At 72.2% G+C, this 21,563-nt stretch carries 17 protein-coding genes; 8 read left to right on the forward strand and 9 right to left on the reverse strand.

Going from position 1 to position 21,563, the window contains the following annotated elements; translation table 11 throughout:
* Positions 1-29: 29 nt before the first annotated feature.
* Positions 30-1,967 carry a hypothetical protein gene (locus ABZ642_RS43175; RefSeq protein ID WP_360496148.1) on the forward strand — a complete coding sequence of 646 codons (1,938 nt, stop codon included), beginning with the start codon at positions 30-32 and terminating at the stop codon, positions 1,965-1,967.
* Positions 1,968-2,056: 89 nt separating this feature from the next.
* Here the strand turns inward: ABZ642_RS43175 and ABZ642_RS43180 are convergent, their stop codons facing one another.
* Positions 2,057-2,413, reverse strand: coding sequence for an iron-sulfur cluster assembly accessory protein (locus tag ABZ642_RS43180; RefSeq protein ID WP_360496151.1), 357 nt, complete (start codon positions 2,411-2,413; stop codon positions 2,057-2,059).
* A gap of 314 nt (positions 2,414-2,727) precedes the next feature.
* On the opposite strand from ABZ642_RS43180, the gene nadA reads away from it, so the two are divergent.
* Positions 2,728-3,924 carry a quinolinate synthase NadA gene (gene nadA / locus ABZ642_RS43185; protein WP_360496154.1) on the forward strand — a complete coding sequence of 399 codons (1,197 nt, stop codon included), beginning with the start codon at positions 2,728-2,730 and terminating at the stop codon, positions 3,922-3,924.
* Between the two features lie 15 nt (positions 3,925-3,939).
* On the opposite strand, the gene ABZ642_RS43190 is transcribed toward nadA, so the two are convergent.
* The 6 genes from ABZ642_RS43190 to ABZ642_RS43215 form a co-directional block, all read right to left on the reverse strand.
* Positions 3,940-6,165 (reverse strand): PQQ-binding-like beta-propeller repeat protein, encoded by a 2,226-nt coding sequence (locus tag ABZ642_RS43190; RefSeq protein ID WP_360496157.1) that lies wholly within the window; start codon positions 6,163-6,165, stop codon positions 3,940-3,942.
* Between the two features lie 114 nt (positions 6,166-6,279).
* Entirely contained in the window at positions 6,280-9,393 is a 3,114-nt protein-coding gene (locus ABZ642_RS43195) for an efflux RND transporter permease subunit (protein ID WP_360496160.1), read from the reverse strand.
* Positions 9,394-9,590: 197 nt separating this feature from the next.
* Positions 9,591-10,274, reverse strand: coding sequence for a response regulator transcription factor (locus ABZ642_RS43200; RefSeq protein WP_360496163.1), 684 nt, complete (start codon positions 10,272-10,274; stop codon positions 9,591-9,593).
* The gene (locus ABZ642_RS43205) at positions 10,271-11,515 is read right to left on the reverse strand and encodes a sensor histidine kinase (RefSeq protein ID WP_360496165.1); all 1,245 of its coding nucleotides are present in this window, start codon (positions 11,513-11,515) and stop codon (positions 10,271-10,273) included. Before ABZ642_RS43205 ends, ABZ642_RS43200 begins: the two co-directional genes overlap by 4 nt.
* 146 nt (positions 11,516-11,661) lie before the next feature.
* Positions 11,662-11,940 carry a hypothetical protein gene (locus ABZ642_RS43210; RefSeq protein WP_360496249.1) on the reverse strand — a complete coding sequence of 93 codons (279 nt, stop codon included), beginning with the start codon at positions 11,938-11,940 and terminating at the stop codon, positions 11,662-11,664.
* A gap of 28 nt (positions 11,941-11,968) precedes the next feature.
* A complete protein-coding gene (locus ABZ642_RS43215; RefSeq protein ID WP_360496168.1) occupies positions 11,969-12,760 on the reverse strand; it encodes a PspA/IM30 family protein in 792 nt (263 codons plus the stop codon).
* Between the two features lie 296 nt (positions 12,761-13,056).
* On the opposite strand from ABZ642_RS43215, the gene ABZ642_RS43220 reads away from it, so the two are divergent.
* The 3 genes from ABZ642_RS43220 (at position 13,057) to ABZ642_RS43230 (ending at position 15,667) form a co-directional block, all read left to right on the forward strand.
* A complete protein-coding gene (locus ABZ642_RS43220) occupies positions 13,057-13,731 on the forward strand; it encodes a DUF3043 domain-containing protein (RefSeq protein ID WP_360496171.1) in 675 nt (224 codons plus the stop codon).
* 83 nt (positions 13,732-13,814) lie between these two features.
* The gene (locus ABZ642_RS43225; RefSeq protein WP_360496174.1) at positions 13,815-14,516 is read left to right on the forward strand and encodes a methyltransferase domain-containing protein; all 702 of its coding nucleotides are present in this window, start codon (positions 13,815-13,817) and stop codon (positions 14,514-14,516) included.
* Between the two features lie 71 nt (positions 14,517-14,587).
* Entirely contained in the window at positions 14,588-15,667 is a 1,080-nt protein-coding gene (locus ABZ642_RS43230; protein WP_360496177.1) for a trypsin-like peptidase domain-containing protein, read from the forward strand.
* 42 nt (positions 15,668-15,709) lie between these two features.
* Here the strand turns inward: ABZ642_RS43230 and ABZ642_RS43235 are convergent, their stop codons facing one another.
* Positions 15,710-15,922, reverse strand: a complete 213-nt coding sequence (locus ABZ642_RS43235) for a hypothetical protein (RefSeq protein ID WP_360496180.1) — start codon at positions 15,920-15,922, stop codon at positions 15,710-15,712.
* A gap of 202 nt (positions 15,923-16,124) precedes the next feature.
* Between ABZ642_RS43235 and ABZ642_RS43240 the strand changes: the two genes are divergently transcribed.
* On the forward strand, positions 16,125-17,324 hold the full coding sequence (locus tag ABZ642_RS43240) for a bifunctional adenosylcobinamide kinase/adenosylcobinamide-phosphate guanylyltransferase (RefSeq protein ID WP_360496183.1): 1,200 nt from the start codon (positions 16,125-16,127) through the stop codon (positions 17,322-17,324).
* 171 nt (positions 17,325-17,495) lie between these two features.
* Here the strand turns inward: ABZ642_RS43240 and ABZ642_RS43245 are convergent, their stop codons facing one another.
* Entirely contained in the window at positions 17,496-18,470 is a 975-nt protein-coding gene (locus ABZ642_RS43245) for a class I SAM-dependent methyltransferase (RefSeq protein WP_360496186.1), read from the reverse strand.
* 141 nt (positions 18,471-18,611) lie between these two features.
* Between ABZ642_RS43245 and cobT the strand changes: the two genes are divergently transcribed.
* Both cobT and ABZ642_RS43255 read left to right on the forward strand, forming a co-directional pair.
* Positions 18,612-19,706 (forward strand): nicotinate-nucleotide--dimethylbenzimidazole phosphoribosyltransferase, encoded by a 1,095-nt coding sequence (gene cobT / locus ABZ642_RS43250; RefSeq protein ID WP_360496189.1) that lies wholly within the window; start codon positions 18,612-18,614, stop codon positions 19,704-19,706.
* 74 nt (positions 19,707-19,780) lie between these two features.
* Complete coding sequence (locus ABZ642_RS43255) at positions 19,781-21,559, forward strand: phosphatidylglycerol lysyltransferase domain-containing protein (protein ID WP_360496192.1); 1,779 nt, start codon at positions 19,781-19,783, stop codon at positions 21,557-21,559.
* Positions 21,560-21,563: the final 4 nt, after the last annotated feature.

The following is a 21,563-nucleotide window of genomic DNA, read 5'->3' on the forward strand; positions in this document are numbered from 1 at the left end:
GGATACGACGTGCGGCAAGGAGCGATGCGGTGAAGAGCGAGCGACCCGAGAACGACGACGACGTGGCCGCGGGTACCACCGGGGAGCCCCCGGAGGCCCAGGACACCACTCAGTCGCCGAAGGCGGCCGCCCGGCCCGACACGGGCCCCGCCGAGAGCACCGCCCGCCCGGAAGAGGAGCGGACCCCGGCAGAGCCGGAACCGGCCGCTGAGCCGACCGCGCCCCCTGCCGCAGAGGCGACCCCCGAGCCCGCGGGCAACTCCGAACCGGAAACGACCCGCGCCGCAGCCGAGGCCGAGCCGGAAACGACCCGCACCGCGGCCGAGGCCGAGCCGGAGACGACCCCCGAGCCCGCGGAAGGCCCCCGGCCGACTGCCGGCCCCGCCGCCGAAACGGCTCCCGAGCCGGAGCGGAACCTCGACTCGGAGGCAGCCCCGGAGCCGGACGGATCCCCCGTCCCGGGCGCGGCCCCCGCCTCGGCCTCCGACCCGGACGTGGTGCCCGAGTCCGAGGTGGCCGCGCTCTCCGGTGTCGAGGGGTTCCGGGCCGACGACGGGCGTCCCGTCCGGCGCCGGTCTCCCGCTGTCATCGCCTCCGTGGCCGCCGCCGTGCTGCTGATCGGCGGCGGTGGGGCCTATCTCGCCGCGAGTAGCGGCTCCGGCGGCGGTACGGGGGCGGCCGGGACCGGTGCCTCCGGTGGTTCCACTCCCCCGCCGCTCGCCCTGGACGGCTACTCCTCCGGCGGCAACGGGATCGCCGTGGGCGAGCCCAACCCCTACGGAGTGACCTACAAGGCGGCGGGAACGCTCCCCGGCGGGCCCGACGCGGCCGCGGTGTACCAGCCGGCCGGCGAGGTCCCCAAGGACCGGGTGGCCGCGCTGGCGAAGGCGCTCGGGATCGAGGGGGCGCCGGTCGCCGAGGGCCAGGTGTGGAAGGTCGGCACCGACAACGACGGCTCCGGCGGAAGTCTCCAGGTGAACAGGGCCGCCCCGGGCATCTGGACGTACAGCCGCTACGCCCCCGGCACCGACAACTGCAAGAGCGGCCTGGTGTGCGCACAGGATCCGGCGGCGCCGGCCGCCGCCCCGGTGAGCGTCTCCGCCGCGGAGAAGGCGGCCGCCCCGGTCCTCAAGGCGCTCGGCCAGGACGGCGCGAAGCTCGACGCGAGCCAGGTCATGGGCGCCCAGCGGGCGGTGAACGCCGATCCCGTGGTCGGCGGGCTGCCCACCTACGGCTGGACGACCGGGCTGACCGTCAACAAGGCGGGCCAGGTCGTCGGCGGCAACGGGATGCTGGCGGCGCCGGTCAAGGGCGACACGTATCCGGTGCTGAGCGCCGAGAAGACGCTGGGCCTGCTGAACGCGGCGCCCCGCTCCGACCACCGGATGGGCATCGGCGGCTGTGCCAGTTCCGTACCGCTGAAGGACCGGCTGGAGCAGCCCTGCTCCGCCTCGACGTCGTCCGCCTCCCCGGCTTCCTCCGCCCCCTCGGCCGTGATCCAGAACGCGGTGTTCGGGCTGGCCGCGCACTCCGTCGGCGGCCGGCAGGCGCTGGTGCCGTCCTGGCTGTTCCAGGTGCGCGGCGCGGCGGACTCGTACACCGTCACCTATCCGGCGGTGGACCCCGAGTACCTGGCCTCCGCCGCCTCGCCGACGCCGAGTTCCTCCCCGGGGACCCCGAAGGACGTGAAGGTGGACGGCTACACGGCCGACGGGAGTGAGCTGACCGTCGCCTTCACCGGCGGGGTGTGCGCCGACTACAAGGCAACCGCGGACGAGGGCTCGGAACAGGTGGTGGTCAAGGTGACCGAGACACCCTGGCCGGACAAGATCTGCGTCATGATCGCCAAGCAGTACCACCAGACGGTGCGTCTCGAGGCGCCGCTGGACGGCCGGAAGGTGGTCGGCACGGACGGCAGGGCGGTCCCGAAGGAGAAGGCGACCACGCTCGACCCGCAGGTGGGCTGAGGACGAGGACACACGAAGGCGGCGGCCCCTCCGGGAGGGGCCGCCGCCTTCGTTCCACTTGCCGTGCCGGCTCGGCCGGCCGTGTCGGCTCAGCTGAAGGAGTCGCCGCAGGCGCAGGAGCCGGTCGCGTTCGGGTTGTCGATCGTGAAGCCCTGCTTCTCGATGGTGTCGACGAAGTCGACCGACGCGCCACCCAGGTAGGGAGCGCTCATGCGGTCGGTCACGACCTTGACGCCGCCGAAGTCCTTGACGACGTCGCCGTCGAGGGAACGCTCGTCGAAGAAGAGCTGGTAGCGCAGGCCGGAGCAGCCGCCGGGCTGGACGGCGACACGCAGGGCGAGGTCGTCACGGCCTTCCTGGTCGAGCAGGGCCTTGACCTTGGCCGCGGCGGCGTCACTCAGGATGATGCCGTCGGTGGCGGTGCTGGTCTCGTCCGATACGGACATCTACATCTCTCCCGGGTTGTACGGAGACTGCTTGCCGACGAGTGCAACCGGCGGGTCCGCTGTTTCATTCCTGGCCGGCATGCGCGTTCTCGCGTTTTTCTCTTCCTTCATGCTCGCACATGCCCGAAGTCACGCCCAGCGGCCCGTCTACCACTCCACGACCACGCCACAACCACCCCACGGCCACTCTCCGGCAACCCTCCCGTACAGCACCGGGATTCACGTCACATCGACACAATGGGCATCGTCAAAGTGACGTGAAGCGGTTATGATAGATAACGTCAGAACGACGAAAAGTAGAAAGGGTGCGTGTCGTGACCACCGCCCAGACCACGGAGCTCGACGTACAGCCGACTCCGCTCGCCCTGCTGCTGCTCGGCCGTGAGGCCGACCCGAAGAGCGAGCGGGGCGTCGAGTGTCCCGGCGACCTGCCCTCGCCGTCCGACCCGGACCTGGTCGCGCGCGCCCGCGCGGCCAAGGAGAAGCTCGGCGACAAGGTCTTCGTGCTCGGCCACCACTACCAGCGCGACGAGGTCATCCAGTTCGCCGACGTCACGGGCGACTCCTTCAAGCTGGCCCGGGACGCGGCCGCCCGCCCGGAGGCCGAGTACATCGTCTTCTGCGGTGTGCACTTCATGGCCGAGTCCGCCGACATCCTGACCTCGGACGACCAGAAGGTGGTCCTGCCCGACCTGGCGGCCGGCTGCTCCATGGCCGACATGGCGACGGCCGAGCAGGTCGCCGAGTGCTGGGACGTGCTGACGGAGGCCGGGATAGCCGAGCAGGTCGTCCCCGTCTCGTACATGAACTCGTCCGCGGACATCAAGGCGTTCACGGGCAGGCACGGCGGCACCATCTGCACCTCGTCCAACGCCCAGCGGGCCTTGGAGTGGGCTTTCGAGCAGGGGGAGCCCTCGGCAGTCAAGGTCCTGTTCCTGCCCGACCAGCACCTGGGCCGCAACACCGCCGTCCGGGACATGGGCATGTCCCCGGACGACTGCGTGGTCTACAACCCGCACAAGCCGAACGGCGGACTGACCGCCGACCAGCTGCGCGCCGCGAAGATGATCCTGTGGCGCGGCCACTGCTCGGTGCACGGCCGGTTCAGCCTGGACTCGGTGGCCGATGTGCGCGAGCGCATCCCCGGGGTGAACGTCCTGGTGCACCCGGAGTGCAAGCACGAGGTGGTGGCCGCGGCCGACTACGTCGGTTCGACCGAGTACATCATCAAGGCACTGGAAGCCGCGCCCGCCGGCTCCAAGTGGGCGATCGGCACGGAGCTGAACCTGGTCCGCCGGTTGGCGAACCGTTTCGCCCCCGAGGGCAAGGAGATCGTCTTCCTCGACAAGACCGTCTGCTTCTGCTCCACCATGAACCGCATCGACCTCCCCCACCTGGTCTGGACCCTGGAGTCGCTGGCCGAGGGCAACCTGGTCAACCGGATCGAGGTCGACAAGGAGACGGAGTCCTTCGCCAAGCTGGCCCTGGAGCGGATGCTGGCGCTGCCGTAGCCGTACGACCCGAGGTCACCCCGAGACGGACTTCCGCTCGGGGTCGGCCGGGTCGAGGGTGAAGATCGTGCCGTCGGAGGTGGAGAGGACCAGGGCGCCCCGGTTGAACCACACGGTCGGCAGCAGGCCGCTGTTGCCCAGCACCTCAGCGCGGGCGGAGGACTCCCACAGCACGGTGCCCTTGGCCGTGTCCAGCGCGACCACCCGCCCGCTCGCGCCGGCCATGTAGAGCGTGCGGCCACTCGCGTCCACCGAGGCCTGGCCCGGCGACTCCAGGGTGGTGTGGCTGTTCCACCGCTTCTCCCCCGTCGTCGGGGAGAAGGCGGTGACCAGGCCGCTGGAGGTGGCGAGGTAGAGGGTGCCCCGGGCCAGGGTGGGCAGCCCGCCCCGGTAGTGCTCGGGCAGGGGCGTCAGGGTGCGCTTGCCGGTGTCGGGGTCGACGCGCACGATGCGGGTGTAGATCAGGTCGGGGCCGTTGTCGACGTCCTGGTCGTCCGCCTCCAGGAAGACCAGCTGTCCGGAGAGCGTGCCCACGAAACTGCCCGTCTGGGCGGGTGAGTTCAGGGTGCGCACCGGCCCGTCCGCCGGGTCGACGGCGAAGAACTTCGTGGCATGCGAACCGTCCCTCTGATCGCCGCAGTCAACATAGGGAAAGTCCCCCACGGCGAGCAGCGAGCAGAGCCAGCCCTGGGGCACGGGCACGGTTCTGCGCACGCTGCCGTCGCGCGCCGAGCGGATGGTGACCGCGCTGCCGTCGCCCTCCTGGGTCAGGGTCACCCCGTCGGCGTAGGCCGAGCCCAGGCTGTCGGTGCGTACCGCGTGGGACCAGATCCTGGCGCCGTTCGCGCTGTCGAGCGCCATGACGGACTGGGCCTGTCCCGCGCCGCCGGCGTCGGTGACCTGCAGTTCGACGAGGACCCGGCCGTCGTCCACGCCGAGGACTGTCGTGATGTAGCGGTCGGCCGGGATGCCCGCGGGCGCGATCGGGGAGCGCCAGATGGTCCGGCCGGTGGTGGCGTCGACCCGGGTGGGCAGAAGGGCGGTGCCGCCGCAGTAGACGGAGGAACCGTCCGAGACGCAGGAGGGCGAGGTGTCGCCCTGGTAGCCCGGCGCCTTCTTCACCCCCTGCTCGGCGGTCGCGGACACCGTTGTCTGCCAGGGCTTCCAGCCGTCGGGGAGGGTGCCCCAGCGGGATCCGGGCGACGCCGAGGAGCCGGTGCGTGCCTCGCCGTCGCCGTTCCCGGGGCCCAGCAGGAAGTATCCGGTCAGGGCGATGGCGGTCACCGCTGCCGCGGCCAGCAGCAGCCGGGGGGTGCGGCGGCCCGGGCGGCGGCCGGTGCCCGGCGGGGCGGTGGCGTCCAGGGACGGGGCGGTGCCGGGCCGTGCGGAGGGCAGGCGCAGGGTCATCGTCTGTGGTTCGGCGGACGACCGCTCCGGCAGGGCCGCCGCGAACTCCCGGGCCAGTTCGTCCAGTTCGGGCCGGGCGGCGGGGTCCTTGGCGAGACAGCGCGCCAGGACCGCGCGCAGCGGGCCGGTGACCCCGTCCAGTACGGGCTCGTTGTGGACCACCCGGTAGCCGGTCAGATAGGGGCTGTCGGCGTCGAAGGGGCCGCGTCCGGTGACGCAGTACACCAGCAGCGCGCCGAGCGAGAAGACGTCCGAGGCGGGGCCGACCGTACGGGCGTCCGTGAACTGCTCCGGGGACATGAACGGCGGGGTGCCGACCATCTGCCCGGTCTCGGTCAGGGTGTTGTGGTTCTCGGCGGCCCGCGAGATGCCGAAGTCGATGACCCGGGGGCCGTCCTCGGCCATCAGGACGTTGCCCGGTTTCAGGTCGCGGTGCACCACCCCGGCCCGGTGGATGTCCCGCAGCGCCTCCACCAGGCCCAGGGCCAGCGGCCGCAGTTCGGTGACGCGGAGCGCGCCCTGGGACCGGATGCGGGCGGCGAGGGAGGGGCCGGGCACGTACTGGGTGGCCATCCAGGGGGCCGGCGCGTCCGGGTCGGCGTCCAGGACGGGGGCGGTGAAGGCGCCGCTGACCCGGCGGGCGGCCTCGATCTCCTGCCGGAACCGGGCGCGGAAGACCGGGTCCCCGGCGTACTGGGCGTGCACCACCTTGACGGCGACCTCGCGCCCGGAGCGCGACCGGCCCCAGTAGACGATGCCCATCCCGCCGGCCCCGAGGCGGTCGGCGAGCCTGTACCCGCCGAGGGACCTCGGGTCGTCCTTGTGCAGCGGCACGCCGAAACTCCCCTTCCCCGCCCTGCAGTTCGCGGCGCCAGCATACGGAACGGCCGGACGCGGACGGCCGGTTCCCGGAGGTGTTCCGGAAACCGGCCGTCGTTCGCGGGACCGTCACACGGCCGCGGGCTGCGGCTCCTCGGCCGCCGGGGCAGAGTCCGCTGCCCCCGCGCCACGCTTCGCCGCCCGCTTCTTGGCCCGGCGCTCCTTGCGGAGTTCGACCATCGCGTACAGCGTCGGCACCAGCAGCAGGGTGAGCAGCGTGGAGGTGATCAGACCGCCGATCACGACCACCGCCAGCGGCTGGGCGATGAAGCCGCCCTCACCGGTGACGCCGAGCGCCATCGGGAGGAGAGCGAAGATGGTCGCCAGGGCGGTCATCAGGATCGGGCGCAGCCGGTGCCGGCCGCCCTCGATGACCGCTTCGACCACGCCGTGTCCCTGGCGCCGGTACTGGTTGACGAGGTCGATCAGCACGATCGCGTTGGTCACCACGATGCCGATCAGCATCAGCATGCCGATCATCGCGGGGACGCCCATCGGGGTGCCGGTGACGACCAGCAGGCCGATCGCGCCGGTCGCCGCGAACGGGATGGAGACCAGCAGGATCAGCGGCTGGACGAGCGAGCGGAAGGTCGCGACCAGCAGCATGAAGACGATCGCGATCGCCGCGAGCATCGCCAGGCCCAGGTTCTTGAACGCGCTGTCCTGGTCCGAGGTGACCCCGCCGATGGAGGCCGTCGCGCCCGCCGGGAGCTTCAACGCCTTGATCTTGGACTGGAGTTGGGTGCTGACCGCGCCGGTGTTGTCACCGGTCGGCTTCGCCGTGATGGTCGCGGCGCGCTGGCCGTCGATGCGGGTCAGCGACACCGGCCCGTCCACCAGCTTCACGGTGGCGATGTCGCCCAGCTTCACCGGGCCCAGCTTGAGGGCGCGCAGCTGCGCGAGGGTCTCGGCCGGCTTCGCCGACTTCACGACGACGTCCCGCTCGGTGTCGTCGAGGACGGCCTTCGCGGCCGTGGTGCCCTTGACAGCCTGGGTGACGGCGGCGCCCAGCGTCTGGTCGTCGAACCCGGCCGCGGCGGCCTTGGAGTTGGCCTTCACCGAGATGCGCGGCACGCTCTGGGAGAGGTTGCTGGTGACGTCGGTGACGTCGTCCAGCTGGGCGACCGTGGCCCGGACCTGCTCCGAGGCCTTGCGCAGCACGTCCCCGTCGGCCGCCTTCACGACGACGCTCAGGTCCTGGCTGCCGAAGCCGTCACCGGCGGACACCGTGGTCGTACCGATGCCCGGCAGCTTGTGCAGGCCGTCCTCGATGGCGGTCTGCACCTTGTCGTACGACTTCGCGTCGTCCAGCATCACCGAGTACGACGCCTGGTTGGTGTCCGTGCCGCCGCCGAAGGCCGCCATGAAGCCGGACGAGCCGACCGTGACCTGGTAGTCCTTCACCCCGTCGACGGAGGCGAGCAGCTTCTCGACCTTCTTCGCCTGCGCGTCGGTCGCCGCCAGGCTGGTGCCCGGCTTCAGCTCCTGCTTGACGGTGAGGACCTCCTGGTCGCCCTGGTCGAAGAAGTTGGTCTTCAGCAGCCCGGCCATGCCGAACGTGACGACCAGGACCACGATCGCGATCAGCACGCTGGTGAGGCGGCGCCGGGTCGCGAAGCGCAGGACGGGCACGTAGGCACGCTGGAGCCGGCTGTCGGCCTCCTTCGCCTCGGCCTTGCGGCGGGCCTCCGCGGCGTCCTCGGGGGTGCCCTTCGGGGCGCGCAGGAACCAGTACGACAGCACCGGGACGACCGTCAGGGAGACCAGCAGGGAGGCGAGCAGCGCGGCCGTCACGGTGATGCTGAACGAGCCGAACAGGGCGCCCACCATGCCGCCGACCAGGCCGATCGGCAGGAAGACGGCGACCGTGGTGAGGGTGGAGGAGGTGACCGCGCCGGCCACCTCGCGGACCGCGCCGATGATGGCGGCCTGACGCTCCTCGCCGTAGCCGAGGTGGCGCTTGATGTTCTCCAGGACCACGATCGAGTCGTCGACGACCCGGCCGATGGCGATGGTCAGCGCGCCGAGGGTGAGCATGTTGAGGGAGAGACCCCGGGTCCACAGCACGATCAGCGTGAGGACCACCGACAGCGGGATGGAGACCGCCGTCACCAGGGTCGAGCGGACCGAGGCCAGGAAGACCAGGATGACCAGGACCGCGAAGAGCAGGCCGAGGGCGCCCTCGGTGGTCAGGCCCTTGATGGACTTGGAGACCGCCGGGCCCTGGTCGCTGACGACCGTGAGGGTGGCGTCCGAACCGAGGTCCTGACGCAGCTTGGGCAGCTTGTCCTTGACGGCGTTCGAGATGGAGACCGCGCTGCCGTCGTGGTCCATGGTGACGTTCACGGCGAGGCTGGGACGGCCGTCGGTGCGGGTGATGGAGTCGGCCGGAGCCTCCTGCTCCTTGACCGAGGCCACGTCACCGAGGCGCACGGGCTTCTTGACGCCCTGACCGCTGACCATCAGGTCCTTGATCTGCCCCAGCGAGGTGAGTCCGCCGCCGACCTGGACGGTGCGGTTGGCACCGTCCTCGTCGAAGGAGCCCGCCGGCACGGTCGCGCCGGCCGCCTGGAGCGTCTGGGCGACCACGGCCGGGGTGAGACCCGCCCCGGCCAGCTTCGCCTGGTCCGGGGTGACGGTGACCTGGAGGTCCCGTACGCCGGTGACCTGGACGCGGCCGACGCCGTCGATGTCCTTCAGGTCCGGGACGACCGTCTTGTCGAGCTGGTCGGCGAGGGCCTGCTGGTCCTTGCCGGAGGTGACGGCGAGGACCACGGTCGGCATGTCGTCCGTGGAGCCGGAGATGACCTGCGGGTCGACGGAGTCCGGGAGCTGGGCGCGGTTGACGGCCAGCTGGACGTCGGCCACCAGCTGCTTGGTGTCGCTGCCGTAGTCGAAGGACGCCATGATCACGGCGTTGCCCTCACTGGCGGTGGAGGTGACGCCGGTGATCCCGTCGACGCCCTCGAGGTTGTTCTCGACGGGCTCGACGACCTGCTTCTCGACGACGTCGGGGGCCGCTCCCTGGTAGGGGGCGATGACCGACACCATGGGCAGGGAGATGGTGGGCAGCAGCTGCTGCTTGATCTGGGGGATGGCGATCGCCCCGAAGACGAGCGCGATCAGTGACATGAGGCCTATCAGGGCCCGCTGCGCGAGGCTGAATCGGGACAGCCAGGACATGGGTCAGGGTCTCTTTTCGGTGAGCTGCTGCGGTGAGCTGCTGCGGTGAGCGGCGGATGAACGGCGGACGAGCGGCACAGGGGCACCTGTGAGCGTCCACCCCACCACCCTCACCCATGCGCCGCCCTGCTCACGTAGGCCCTGGGTGCCGTCCTTTATCCGGCTCCTACTCCCGCCGCAGTACGGCCGGGTGGAGGTCACTCCATCCTCGGACGGACCAGCCCCGACTCGTAGGCGATCACCACGAGCTGCGCCCGGTCCCGGGCGCGCAGCTTGGCCATGGCCCGGTTGACGTGCGTCTTCACGGTCAGCGGGCTGACCTCCAGGCGCTCGGCGATCTCGTCGTTGGAGTGCCCGCCGGCGACCTGGACCAGCACCTCGCGCTCGCGTGAGGTGAGCGCGTCCAGCCGCTCGGCGCGGGCCGGGTCGCGGCCGTCCGCGCCGGTGTCGCCCTGGGCGAGGAAGCGGGCGATCAGCCCCTTGGTGGCGGTCGGGGAGAGCAGCGCCTCGCCGCCGGCGGCGACCCGGATGGCGCTCAGCAGCTCCTCGGGTTCGCTGCCCTTGCCGAGAAACCCGGAGGCGCCCGCGCGCAGCGCCTGCACGACGTAGTCGTCCACCTCGAAGGTGGTCAGTATGACCACCCGGACCCGGTCGAGGGACGGGTCCTCGCTGATCAGCCGGGTGGCGGCCAAACCGTCCGTGCCCGGCATCCGGATGTCCATCAGGACGACGTCGGCCCGGGTCTCGCCGGCCAGCCGCACCGCCTCGGCGCCGTCGGAGGCCTCGCCGACCACCTCCATGTCGGACTCGGAGTCGACGAGCACGCGGAACGCGCTGCGCAGCAGGGCCTGGTCGTCGGCGAGCAGGACACGGATCGTCATGCGGAATCCCCCAGGGCGGCCGTCCGGCGGTGCGTACGGTCGTCGGTGTCGGTCTTGACCGGCAGGATCGCATGGACGCGGAAGCCGCCGCCGTAGCGGGGGCCGGTGGTGAGGGTGCCGCGCAGGGCGGTGACGCGCTCGCGCATGCCGAGCAGGCCGTGGCCGCCGCCCTCCTGGGGGGCGGTGTCCTCGCCGGAGCCGTTGTCGAGGACGGTGACCTCGATGTGCGGTCCGACGCGTACGACGCTGACCTCGGCCTTGGCCTCGGGTCCCGCGTGCTTCTGCACGTTGGTCAGGGCCTCCTGGATGATCCGGTAGGCGGCGAGGTCCACGGCGGCGGGCAGGGTGGTGCCCTGGTCGGCGCGGGCCACCTCGACCTGGAGGCCGGCGTTGCGGAAGGTGTCGGCGAGCTCTTCGAGGCGGTGCAGGCCGGGGGCGGGTTCGGTCGGGGCCTCGGGGTCGCCGGACTGGCGGAGCAGACCGACGGTGGCGCGCAGTTCGTTGAGCGCGGAGCGGCTGGCCTCGCGGACGTGGGCGAGGGCCTCCTTGGCCTGGTCGGGCCTCTTGTCCATGACGTGCGCGGCCACTCCTGCCTGCACGTTGACCAGGGCGATGTGGTGGGCGACGACGTCGTGCAGGTCACGGGCGATGCGCAGGCGCTCCTCGGCGACCCGGCGGCGGGCTTCCTCCTCGCGGGTCCGCTCGGCGCGCTCGGCGCGTTCCCGGATGGCCTGGACGACGGCCCGCCGGCTGCGCACCGCGTCCCCGGCGGTGGCGCCGATACCGGTCCAGGCGAAGATCGCGAGGTTCTCCTGGGCGTACCACGGGAGGGGGCCCGCGGCCATCGCGGCGGTGGTCAGCACGGTCATGGTGAGCAGGCCGGCCCGCAGGGTGGTGCGGCGGTCGGTGGTGGCGGCGACGGTGAAGAGGGCGACGACGGCCGCCATCGCGACGGGGGCGCGGGGGTCGCCGGTGACGCACTCGACGACGGAGGCCGCGCCGGTGACGGCCAGGACCGTCTTCGGGGCGTGCCGTCGGAAGACCAGGGCGACGGCGGCGAGCGTCATCAGGACCAGGCTGAGGGGGTCCGGGGTGCGGATGCCCCAGGCGACGCCGTGCGCGCCGTGCGGGACGGCGAAAGAGCTCACGACCATGCACACGAGAGCGCCCGCGGCGATGACCGCGTCCACGGCGAGTGGATGGGCGCCGACTCTGCAGCGGGCTCTTTCGAAGGGGCTCACGGTCTGAACAGTACGGCTGGTTGGTGCGGGCCGGAACCGTCGGTTCGGGCCGCCGTCGGGACCGTCCCTGGGGGCTGCGCCCCCAGACCCCGCTTCGGCCTGAACGGCCTCGTCCGCAAACGCCGGACGGGCTGACGGTGTGACCGTCAGCCCGGGATCAGGCCGTCGTCCCTCAGGAGGGCCCGGACCTCCTCCAGGGTGGCGTCCGGGGAGGGGAGGATCAGGTCCGAGGGTTCCAGGGCGTCGTCCGGGAGGGGGGTGCCGAGTTCTCGGACCTTGTCCAGGAGGGCGCCCAGGGTGCGGCGGAAGGCCGACTCGTCGCCGGACTCCGTCTGCGCCATGAGCTCGTCGTCCAGCTTGTTCAGTTCGGTGAGGTGGCTGTCGGCCAGCCTCACCTGGCCCTCCCCCATGATCCTTACGACCATGTCGGCCATGTCGCCCTCCAGGCGTCGGCTACTGCTTGTCGAAGCGCGGGGTGTCCTGCGGCTGCTGCGCCTGCTGACCCTGGCCGGTGCCGCCCTCGATCGCCTGCTGCGGCTGGCCGCCGGCCAGCTCCGCCTTCATCCGCTGGAGCTCCAGCTCTACATCCGTACCACCGGAGAGGCGGTCCAGCTCGGCGGCGATGTCGTCCTTGGCCATGCCGGTCGGGTCGTCGAGGGCACCGGAGGCGAGCAGTTCGTCGATGGCGCCGGCGCGGGCCTGGAGCTGCTGCGTCTTGTCCTCGGCGCGCTGGATGGCGAGGCCGACGTCGCCCATCTCCTCGGAGATGCCGGAGAAGGCCTCGCCGATGCGGGTCTGGGCCTGGGCGGCGGTGTAAGTGGCCTTGATGGTCTCCTTCTTCGTGCGGAAGGCGTCCACCTTGGCCTGGAGGCGCTGGGCCGCGAGGGTGAGCTTCTCCTCCTCGCCCTGGAGGGTGGCGTGCTGCGTCTCCAGGTCGGTCACCTGCTGCTGGAGGGCGGCGCGGCGGGACAGCGCCTCGCGGGCGAGGTCCTCGCGGCCGAGCGCGAGCGCCTTGCGGCCCTGGTCCTCCAGCTTGGTCGACTGCTGCTGGAGCTGGTTGAGCTGGAGTTCGAGCCGCTTGCGGGAGGTGGCGACGTCGGCCACCCCGCGGCGCACCTTCTGGAGCAGTTCGAGCTGCTTCTGGTACGAGTAATCGAGGGTCTCGCGCGGGTCCTCGGCCCTGTCCAGGGCCTTGTTCGCCTTCGCGCGGAAGATCATCCCCATACGCTTCATGACACCGCTCATGGGCTTCGCGCGCCCCCTTCTGACGGACTCCAGCTCACAGATCCTGCGACAGAACCCACAGTACGGGCCCTGCATCCATTACCGCACTGTTCGGGGACCGATGCGCTCATCCCCAAGGACGACTGCGGGCGCGTCCGATCCGGCACAGGTAGTAGGTGGCCCCCCAGGGTCTCCCGGGACGATCCCCCGGTGAACCCGCCCGCAACCGCCGTACAACCCTCGTACAACACCGGATCGACTCCGGACAGACGTCGTACGAACCGGGCGAACCGTCTGCAACGTCCCCTCTGTCCCCTATGGAGACGACTGGCGTTGCGGGATCGTTCCCCGCCGGACTAGGGCCCACACCCGTCCACCCCGTACCCTTGGGTTTTGTGTTCCGTAGCCGTGCCAAGGAAGAGAAGGCCCCCGCCGACAAGGCGGCGGTGACCGACTCCAAGCAGACCCGTGACCCGCAGGCGCCCAAGGGCAGGCCCACGCCCAAGCGCAGTGCGGCCCAGACCCAGCGCCGCAGCGTGGCCAGTACGCCGACCAACCGCAAGGACGCCGCCAAACGTCAGCGGGACGACCGGCGTGCCGCCATGGAGCGACAGCGCCAGGCGCTGGCCACCGGCGACGAGCGGTACCTGCCGGCCCGTGACAAGGGCCCGGTCCGCAAGCTCGCCCGCGACTGGGTCGACTCGCGTTTCAACGTCGCGGAGTTCTTCCTGCCGCTGGCCGTGATCATCCTGGTGATGAGCGTGGTCAACAACGCGGCGATCAAGAACATCGCGCTGCTGCTGTGGCTGGTCGTGATCGTGCTGATCGTGCTCGACGCGGCGGTGAGCGGCTTCCGGCTGCGCAAGCGCCTCGCCGAGCGCTTCCCGGACCAGAACAAGAAGGGCGCCGTCGCCTACGGTCTGCTGCGCTCCCTCCAGATGCGCCGGCTCCGGCTGCCCAAGCCGCAGGTCAAGCGCGGAGAGCGGCCCTGAGCACAGAGCCTTTCTCCGGGGGTGCGGCGAAGGCCTGGCTGACGAGGCTGGGCGGGCTGCGTGACGTCGTAAGACAGGAGCTGGTGGCCCGGCAGCTCGACGAGCAGATAGCCGGGCGGTTCCCGGTCGGTCAGCGGCTGCGGGTGCTCGACGTGGGGATGGGCCAGGGCACTCAGGCGCTGCGGCTGGCCCGCGCCGGGCACCAGGTGACCGGCGTCGAGCGGGAACCGACGATGATCGCGGCCGCGCGGGAGGCCCTGGCCGGTGAGCCGGAGGGGATCCGCGAACGGGTACGGATCGTCGAGGGGGACGGACGGGACACGGGCGTCCACTTTCTGCCCGGCAGCTTCGACCTGGTGCTCTGTCACGGCGTGCTGATGTACGTCGAGGAGCCGGACGCGCTGCTGGCCGGGCTGGCCCGGATGCTGGCCCCGGGCGGCCTGCTCTCGCTGCTGGTGCGCAACGCCGACGCGCTGGCCATGCGGCCGGGGCTGAGCGGGGACTGGACGGGGGCGATGGGCGCCTTCGACACCGTCTCCTACCGCAACCGGCTGGGCCTTGAGGTGCGGGCCGACCGGCTGGCCACCCTCACCGCCGCGCTCGCCGGCATCGCCGCGCCGCTGCACTCCTGGTACGGCGTACGGGTGTTCACGGACACGGCCGCGGACGGCGCCGGACCACCCGCCGACCTGGAGACGCTGCTGGCGGCGGAGGAGCGGGCCGGGCGGACGGATCCGTACCGTTCGGTCGCGGCGCTGCTGCACCTGTGCGGGGTCCGCGGCTGAACCCGCCGTGTGCTGCTCGTTCGGGTCAGCATCACGAGCCGGACCGGCACCCCGCGACGAGACTCGGGGGCATGGACGCTTCCCGCACTCGTCGGACCTTCCGTACGGCCGCCGCGCTCGGCTCCTGCTGTCTGGCCCTCGTCTCCGGCTGCTCCGCCTTCGGCGGCGACACGGCCGAGGACGGCTCGACCACCCGGGCCGCCCAGGTGGCGGCCGTTCCCATGGCGGCGGTCGACCTGCAGAACCGGTACCAGAAGGTGATCAAGGAAGTCCTGCCGTCGGTGGTGCAGATCCAGGCCAGCAGCGACCTGGGCTCCGGCGTGGTCTACGACGACAAGGGACACATCGTCACCAACGCGCATGTCGTCGAGGGCGAGAAGAAGTTCAAGGTGACGACCGCGAACAACGAGGAACCGCTCACCGCGACGCTCGTCTACTCCTACCCCGAGCAGGATCTGGCGGTCCTGCGGCTCGACAAGATCCCGGACGGGCTGAAGGCGGCCGCCTTCGGGGACACCGCGAAGGTCGAGGTCGGGCAGATCACGCTCGCCATGGGCTCGCCGCTCGGGCTGTCGTCCAGCGTCACCGAGGGCATCGTGTCGGCGACCGGACGGACCGTCAGCGAGAACAAGGAGGGCGGCGGCACCGGGGCCACCATCCCCAACATGGTGCAGACCTCGGCCGCCATCAACCCCGGCAACAGCGGCGGCGCCCTGGTCAACCTCAACGGCGAGGTCATCGGCATCCCGACGCTCGCCGCGAGCGACCCCGACCTGGGCGGCACCGCGGCGCCGGGGATCGGGTTCGCCATCCCGGGGTCGATGGTGAAGACGGTCGCCGACCAGATCGTCAAGCAGGGCAAGGTGACCGACTCGGGGCGGGCCGCGCTCGGCATCAGCGGGCGCACGGTCGTCGACGTGAACTACCAGCCCGCCGGGGTGGCCGTCGTGACCGTGAGGCCGGGGGACGCGGCCGACAAGGCGGGCATCCGGCCCGGCGACATCATCACCAAAGTGGGTGACACCGACATCACCACCATCACCTCACTGGCCGAGTCGCTCGCCGTGGACCGGCCGGGGCAGAAGACGACGGTGACGTACAGCCGGGAGGACGTCCAGCGGACGGTGGACGTCACACTGGGCGAGCAGTGACGGCGGGGCGACCCGCTCGGGGCCGCCCCGGACCGGCACCTCTCAGGACTCGTCCGCGTGCAGGCTCATCGGGCCGTAGATCTCGGTGGCGTCCTCATAGAGCCGCACCTGGTCGGCGCCGCCGGCCAGCAGCTCCTTCCACTGTTCGCCGATCCAGGACTCGGCGTCGCCCTGGGTGGTGAACTCCTCGGGCTCCACCGCGGGCTGGACCTCCGTCCCGTCGGCCTTCTCGAACCGCCACGTCCATGCCGCCATGTAGGCCTCCCTTTGATCCAACTGATGCATCGTATGCGGTTCGGTGGGGACGCCGATATGACTCCGCTGGTTGTGTGGCGGGTGCGGGCCCGTGGGGGCTGGTCGCGTCCACGCGCCGGAGCCGCCCGTCGCCACAGCCCCGCGCCCCTTTCAGGGGCGCTGCGGTCAGCGTCGGCCGCGCGGGCGGGTGAGAATCGGTTCCGTGGAAGTGACTTTGCTCGGTACCGGTGCTCCCGCGGGTCTGCCCCGCCCGGACTGTCCCTGTGCGGCCTGTGCCCGCGCCGTCGGGGCGGACGTCCGGGCCGCCACGGCGGCGCTCGTCGACGGAACGCTGCTGCTCGACCTGACGCCGGGCGCGGCGTTCGCCGCGGCACGCGCCGGGCGGTCCCTCACCGGCGTACGGCAGGTGCTGCTCTCGCACCCGCACGACGGACCCGCCGTCGAGGTGCCGGCCGGGCTGCCGCAGCCGGGGCGGGTGCCGGACGGCCGGGAGCTGGCGCTGCTGACCGGGCACCGGGTGCGGGCGCTGGCGATGGACGCGGGCGGCACCGGGTACGCGGTGACCGGCCCCGACGGGCAGCGGCTGCTGTACCTGCCGCCGGGCGGTGCGCCGGCCGGGCTGGAGAACGGGAGCACGGAGGCTTACGACATGGCGCTCCTGGACGTCGTGGGACGCCCGGACGCGCTGGCCCGTCTGCGGGCGGTGGCGGCGGTGGGCCCGGCCACCGACGTCATCGCCGTCCATCTCGACCACGACGTGCCGCCAGGACCGGAGTTGCGGCGGCGGCTGGCGGCGGCCGGGGCGCGGGCCGTGCCGGACGGTACGACGCTGACGGTGGGGGTGTACGAGGACGTGCCCGACGTCCCACGCCGGACGCTGGTGCTGGGCGGGGCCCGGTCCGGCAAGTCCGTGGAGGCCGAGCGGCGGCTGGAGTCCTTCCCCGACGTGCTGTACGTCGCCACCGGCGGGACGCGCGGCGGGGACACCGAGTGGGCGACGCGGGTCGCCGTGCACCGGGAGCGGCGGCCGGGGTCGTGGCGTACGACGGAGACGTGCGACCTGGTGCCGTTGCTGGCGCAGGACGGGCCGCCGTTGCTGGTGGACTGTCTGTCGCTGTGGCTGACGGACGCGATGGACTCCGTCGGGGCGTGGGACGACACGGAGTGGGCGTCGGGCGGGGAGAAGGCGTTGCGGGAGCGGGTGCGGGAGCTGACGGAGGCGGTGCGCTCGACCCGGCGGACGGTGGTCGCCGTCTCCAACGAGGTGGGGTCGGGCATCGTGCCGGCGACGGCGTCGGGCCGCCGCTACCGCGACGAACTGGGCCGGCTGAACACGGCGTTCGCGGCCGAGTGCGAGCACATGGTGCTGGTGGTGGCCGGCCAGGCGGTGGAACTGCGGTAGTGGGGGGCGGGGGGTGGGTCGCTGGCCGGCGCCGGCAGAGTGCCGCCCCAGCGGCACGACTGCCCGCGGCTACGACGGGCCCCGTGAGGGGCGCGGGAACGTATTCGATGCGCGGCTACCGCCGCGTGGGCGCGACCGGCCCCCACCGGCCCGCGGCCGCGCGACAGGCCGTCAGCGCCCCTTTCTCGCGATGATCCGGTACCCGTTGGAGAAAGGCGTGCGGCGCACCAGCGGGGCCAACGCCTGATCGACGGCCGCCGCCACGGCCACCAGCGGGGCCGTCGCGCGTAGCGCACGCTTCGGCAGCACCCGGCCCAGCAGCAGCGCGAGCGCCGCCGAGATGTCGTACGGGATGTGCGGCGCCTTCCGGTCGGCTTGCAGGATCTCGCAGCCCTGGGACTCCAGCTCTGCCCGCAGGTTGGCCGGCGGCAGCAGATGCAGGTGGCGGGGCTGGCCGTGCGGGACCCACCACTTGCCGAGCAGCGCACCGAAGGCGCTGCGCGGGTTGGCGATGTCGATCAGGAGATGGCCGCCGGGCCGTAGCGCCGCGAGCGCCGCGCGGAGTTCGGCGCGCGGGTCGGGGGCGTGTTCGAGGTGCCGGAACATGCTGACGACGTCGTAGCGGGCGCGCAGCCGGGCCAGCACCTCCGGTGCGGTCAGGTGGCCGCAGTGGGCCTCCTCGAGGTGTCCCTCGGCCTGGGCCCACACCACCCGCAGGGTCGAGTCCAGGCCGTCGAACGAGGTGTACGTGAAGAGTTCCTTCGCCGTCCGCGGGAAGTGGGCGTGGCCCGTCCCGACGTCCAGCCAGCTCTCCGGCTCCGTCAGCGCCAGCATCGCGCGGGCGGCGGCGCGGTGTCTGCGGCGGCCGCCGCGGGTCGCGAGCAGGCCGTCGGCGTGGTCCTCCAGACGGCCCTCGTAGTAGTCCCGGTGGTAGAGGACGAAGCCCTCCGCGGTCAGCCGGGGGTTCTGGAAGGCGTGGGCGCAGTCGCGGCACTCGTCGACGGCGAACCTGCCGGGCCGGTGGTGGAGCAGGTCGGACGTGCGCAGCCGGGTGCGCAGGCGTCTGGAACCGCACCAGGGACAGTCCTCGCGGCGCGGCTCGTGGAACCGGTCGGTGCCCGGGAGGAGTTCGGGTGTGGGCGGCATGGGCGGCTCCCTGTGCTCCCTGTACGCAATACCCTGCAAACCGGAACGTATGGGATACCGATCTTGCCTGCCAAGACGCCGTGCGGGTGGGGTGGCGATCTGACACCGAAGCGTTCGTTCGGTGCCGGTACTGTTCGGCGAATGAGCTCGCTTAATCTCGACGACTTCACCGATCTGATCGAGCGCCCCGACGGCGGTGTGCGCCGTGACGCAGAGGCACGCCGGGAGCGGCTGATCGTGCCGCCCGGGTCGCTGGGACGCCTCGACGACCTGGGTGAGTGGCTGGCCGCCGCGCAGGGTCGCGTACCGGTACGGCCGGTCGAACGGCCGCGGGTCCTGCTCTTCGCGGGTGACCACGGCGTCGCCGAACTCGGCGTGTCGGCGCGGCCCGCGGGCACCGCCGGGCTGCTGGTGCGGGCGATCCTGGAGGGGGCCAGCCCGGTCGCGGTGCTGGCCCGGCGGCTCGGAGTGCCCCTGCGGATCGTCGACATGGCGCTGGACTGCGACCCGGACACGCTGCCCGCGGAGGTCGCAGGGCACCGGGTGCGGCGGGGCAGCGGCCGTATCGACATCGAGGACGCGCTGACCCTGGAGGAGGCCGAGGAGGCCTTCCGCGCGGGGATGGCGCTGGCCGACGGGGAGGCCGACTCGGGGACCGATCTGGTGGTGCTCGGCGATGTGAGCGTCGGGGGGACCACGGCGGCCTGTGTCCTCGTCGCGGCGCTGTGCGGGACCGACGCGTCCGTGGTGACCGGGCGGGGCGGGCTCGCCATCGACGACCTCGCCTGGATGCGCAAGTGTGCGGCGATCCGGGACGCGTTGCGGCGGGCGCGGCCGGTGCTCGGGGACCAGCTGCAGTTGCTGGCGACGGTCGGCGGGGCCGACCTCGCGGCGATGACCGGGTTCCTGTTGCAGGCGGCGGTGCGGAAGTTGCCGGTGGTGCTCGACGGGGTGGTGGCGGCCGCGTGCGCGCTGGTCGCGCAGCGGATCGCGTTCCGGGCGCCGGACTGGTGGCTGGCCGGCCACGACAGCGGGGAGCCGGGGCAGGCGAAGGCGCTGGACCGGATGGCCCTGGAACCCCTGCTGGAACAGGGCGTGACGGTGGGTGAGGGAGCGGGAGCGCTGCTCGCCCTCCCCCTGGTCCAGTCCGCGGCGGCCCTGGCGGCGGAACTCCCGGAGAAGCCTGAGGATGAGTCAGGGGAAGAGGCGGGGGAAGAGGAGAAGCCGGAGGAGTAGAGGTATCACCGGCGACGGCGAGGTCCGTGCGTGTGACGGCGTTCGCCGCGGGAGCGCCCATATGATCCATCTCCATGGGAGATGTCCGAATTGCCGTTGAGCGGTGGCGGGCCGGCGGGGTTTCCCGGCGGGCCGCCGCCTTTGCTGTGTGGTACTTGCGGGCCGTCGCCTTCGTCAACTTCCTCAGCGCGGTGTGGGTGTCGTTGGGGCAGGACGTGCGGCGGCACAACCAGGAGGACTTCTTCACGCCGTACCTGCTGACCGCCGGCTTCGCCTCCGGTGTGTTCACCGCGTTCCTCGCGATCACGATGCGGCGGCGCAAGCGGGCCGCCTGGATCCTCAACCTCGTCCTGAGCGGGCTGTTCCTCGCCCTGTTCGCGTTCGCCATGGCGTTTGCGGAGATCCGGCGGTACCCGCAGAACTGGATCTCGATCGCGCTGACCGCCGCCTTCGTGTGCGCGCTGCTCCTCGGCCGCCGGGAGTTCTACGCCAAGGGCGACCGGTCGAACCCGCGGCTCGCCGCGACCGTGGCCGTCGGCGGCGGGCTCCTCGCCTCGCTGCTCGCCGCCCTCCTCGTGACCGTCACCAACCAGGCCCCGCACGCCGCCCGTTCGACGTTCGCGGAGCGCTGGCACTACGGCACCCTGCGCCTGGTCTCGGTCGCCGCCGACCCCTCCCGGTTCCCGTACATCGCGCCACCCAACTGGGTGAACGTCTCCGTCAACGTGCTGAGCACGCTCCTCGTCCTCGCCGTCCTCTACGCCGCCTTCCGCTCCCGCCGCGCCGTCGACCCGATCACCGAGGACGACGAGAAGCGGCTGCGGGAGCTGCTGGAGCGGCACGGCGAGCGGGACTCGCTCGGGTACTTCGCGCTGCGCCGGGAGAAGAGCGTCGTGTGGTCGCCGACCGGGAAGGCGGCGGTGGCCTACCGGGTGGTGGGCGGGGTGAGCCTCGCCTCCGGGGATCCGATCGGGGACCCGGAGGCCTGGCCGGGGGCGATCGCGCCGTGGCTGAGCGAGGCCCGGGCGCACGGGTGGATCCCGGCGGTGATGGGGGCGAGCGAGGAGGCCGGGACCGTGTACGCGCGGCACGGGCTCGACGCGCTGGAGCTCGGGGACGAGGCGATCGTCGAGGTCGCCGAGTTCACGCTGGAGGGGCGGGCCATGCGGACCGTCCGGCAGGCCCACAACCGGGTCGGGCGGGCGGGCTACTCGGTGCGGATCCGCCGGCACGAGGACATCCCCGCCGACGAGATGGCGTACCTCCTGCGGCGCGCCGACGACTGGCGGGACGGCGCCACCGAGCGCGGGTTCAGCATGGCGCTGGGGCGGCTCGGGGACGGCCGGGACGGGCGGTGCGTGATGCTGGAGTGCACCGACGGTCAGGGCCGGCTGCGCGCGCTGCTGTCGTTCGTGCCGTGGGGGCCGGGCGGGCTCTCCCTCGACCTGATGCGGCGGGACCGGGACTCCGACAACGGTCTGATGGAGTTCATGGTCATCGAGTTGCTGAGGCGTGCCGCAGAGATCCGGATCACGCAGGTCTCGCTCAACTTCGCCATGTTCCGATCGGTCTTCGAACGTGGCGCGCGGCTCGGCGCGGGTCCGGTGCTGCGGCTGTGGAGGTCCTTGCTGAGCTTCTTCTCCCGGTGGTGGCAGATCGAGTCCCTGTACCGGGCCAACGCCAAGTACCGGCCCATCTGGGAACCCCGGTTCCTGCTCTTCGAGAAGAGCGCGGACCTGCCGCGCATCGGCCTCTCGTCGGCCCGTGCGGAGGGGTTCCTGGGGGCCGTGTCGGTGCTGCCGAGATGGCTGCGCCGACGGCATCTGGACGCCGACCGGGACCCGCACGGATGAGGAC

The organism is Streptomyces sp. NPDC007157 (assembly GCF_040634235.1).
Lineage (GTDB): Bacteria > Actinomycetota > Actinomycetes > Streptomycetales > Streptomycetaceae > Streptomyces.

Bases quoted from the DNA above. Each gene is read 5' to 3' on its own strand.
- ABZ642_RS43180 (WP_360496151.1), bottom strand. From the start codon at position 2,413: ATGTCCGTATCGGACGAGACCAGCACCGCCACCGACGGCATCATCCTG.
- ABZ642_RS43195 (WP_360496160.1), bottom strand. From the start codon at position 9,393: ATGTCCTGGCTGTCCCGATTCAGCCTCGCGCAGCGGGCCCTGATAGGC.
- ABZ642_RS43200 (WP_360496163.1), bottom strand. From the start codon at position 10,274: ATGACGATCCGTGTCCTGCTCGCCGACGACCAGGCCCTGCTGCGCAGC.
- ABZ642_RS43210 (WP_360496249.1), bottom strand. From the start codon at position 11,940: ATGGTCGTAAGGATCATGGGGGAGGGCCAGGTGAGGCTGGCCGACAGC.
- ABZ642_RS43215 (WP_360496168.1), bottom strand. From the start codon at position 12,760: ATGAGCGGTGTCATGAAGCGTATGGGGATGATCTTCCGCGCGAAGGCG.
- ABZ642_RS43220 (WP_360496171.1), top strand. From the start codon at position 13,057: ATGGAGACGACTGGCGTTGCGGGATCGTTCCCCGCCGGACTAGGGCCC.
- ABZ642_RS43230 (WP_360496177.1), top strand. From the start codon at position 14,588: ATGGACGCTTCCCGCACTCGTCGGACCTTCCGTACGGCCGCCGCGCTC.
- ABZ642_RS43235 (WP_360496180.1), bottom strand. From the start codon at position 15,922: ATGGCGGCATGGACGTGGCGGTTCGAGAAGGCCGACGGGACGGAGGTC.
- ABZ642_RS43245 (WP_360496186.1), bottom strand. From the start codon at position 18,470: ATGCCGCCCACACCCGAACTCCTCCCGGGCACCGACCGGTTCCACGAG.
- cobT (WP_360496189.1), top strand. From the start codon at position 18,612: ATGAGCTCGCTTAATCTCGACGACTTCACCGATCTGATCGAGCGCCCC.
- ABZ642_RS43255 (WP_360496192.1), top strand. From the start codon at position 19,781: ATGGGAGATGTCCGAATTGCCGTTGAGCGGTGGCGGGCCGGCGGGGTT.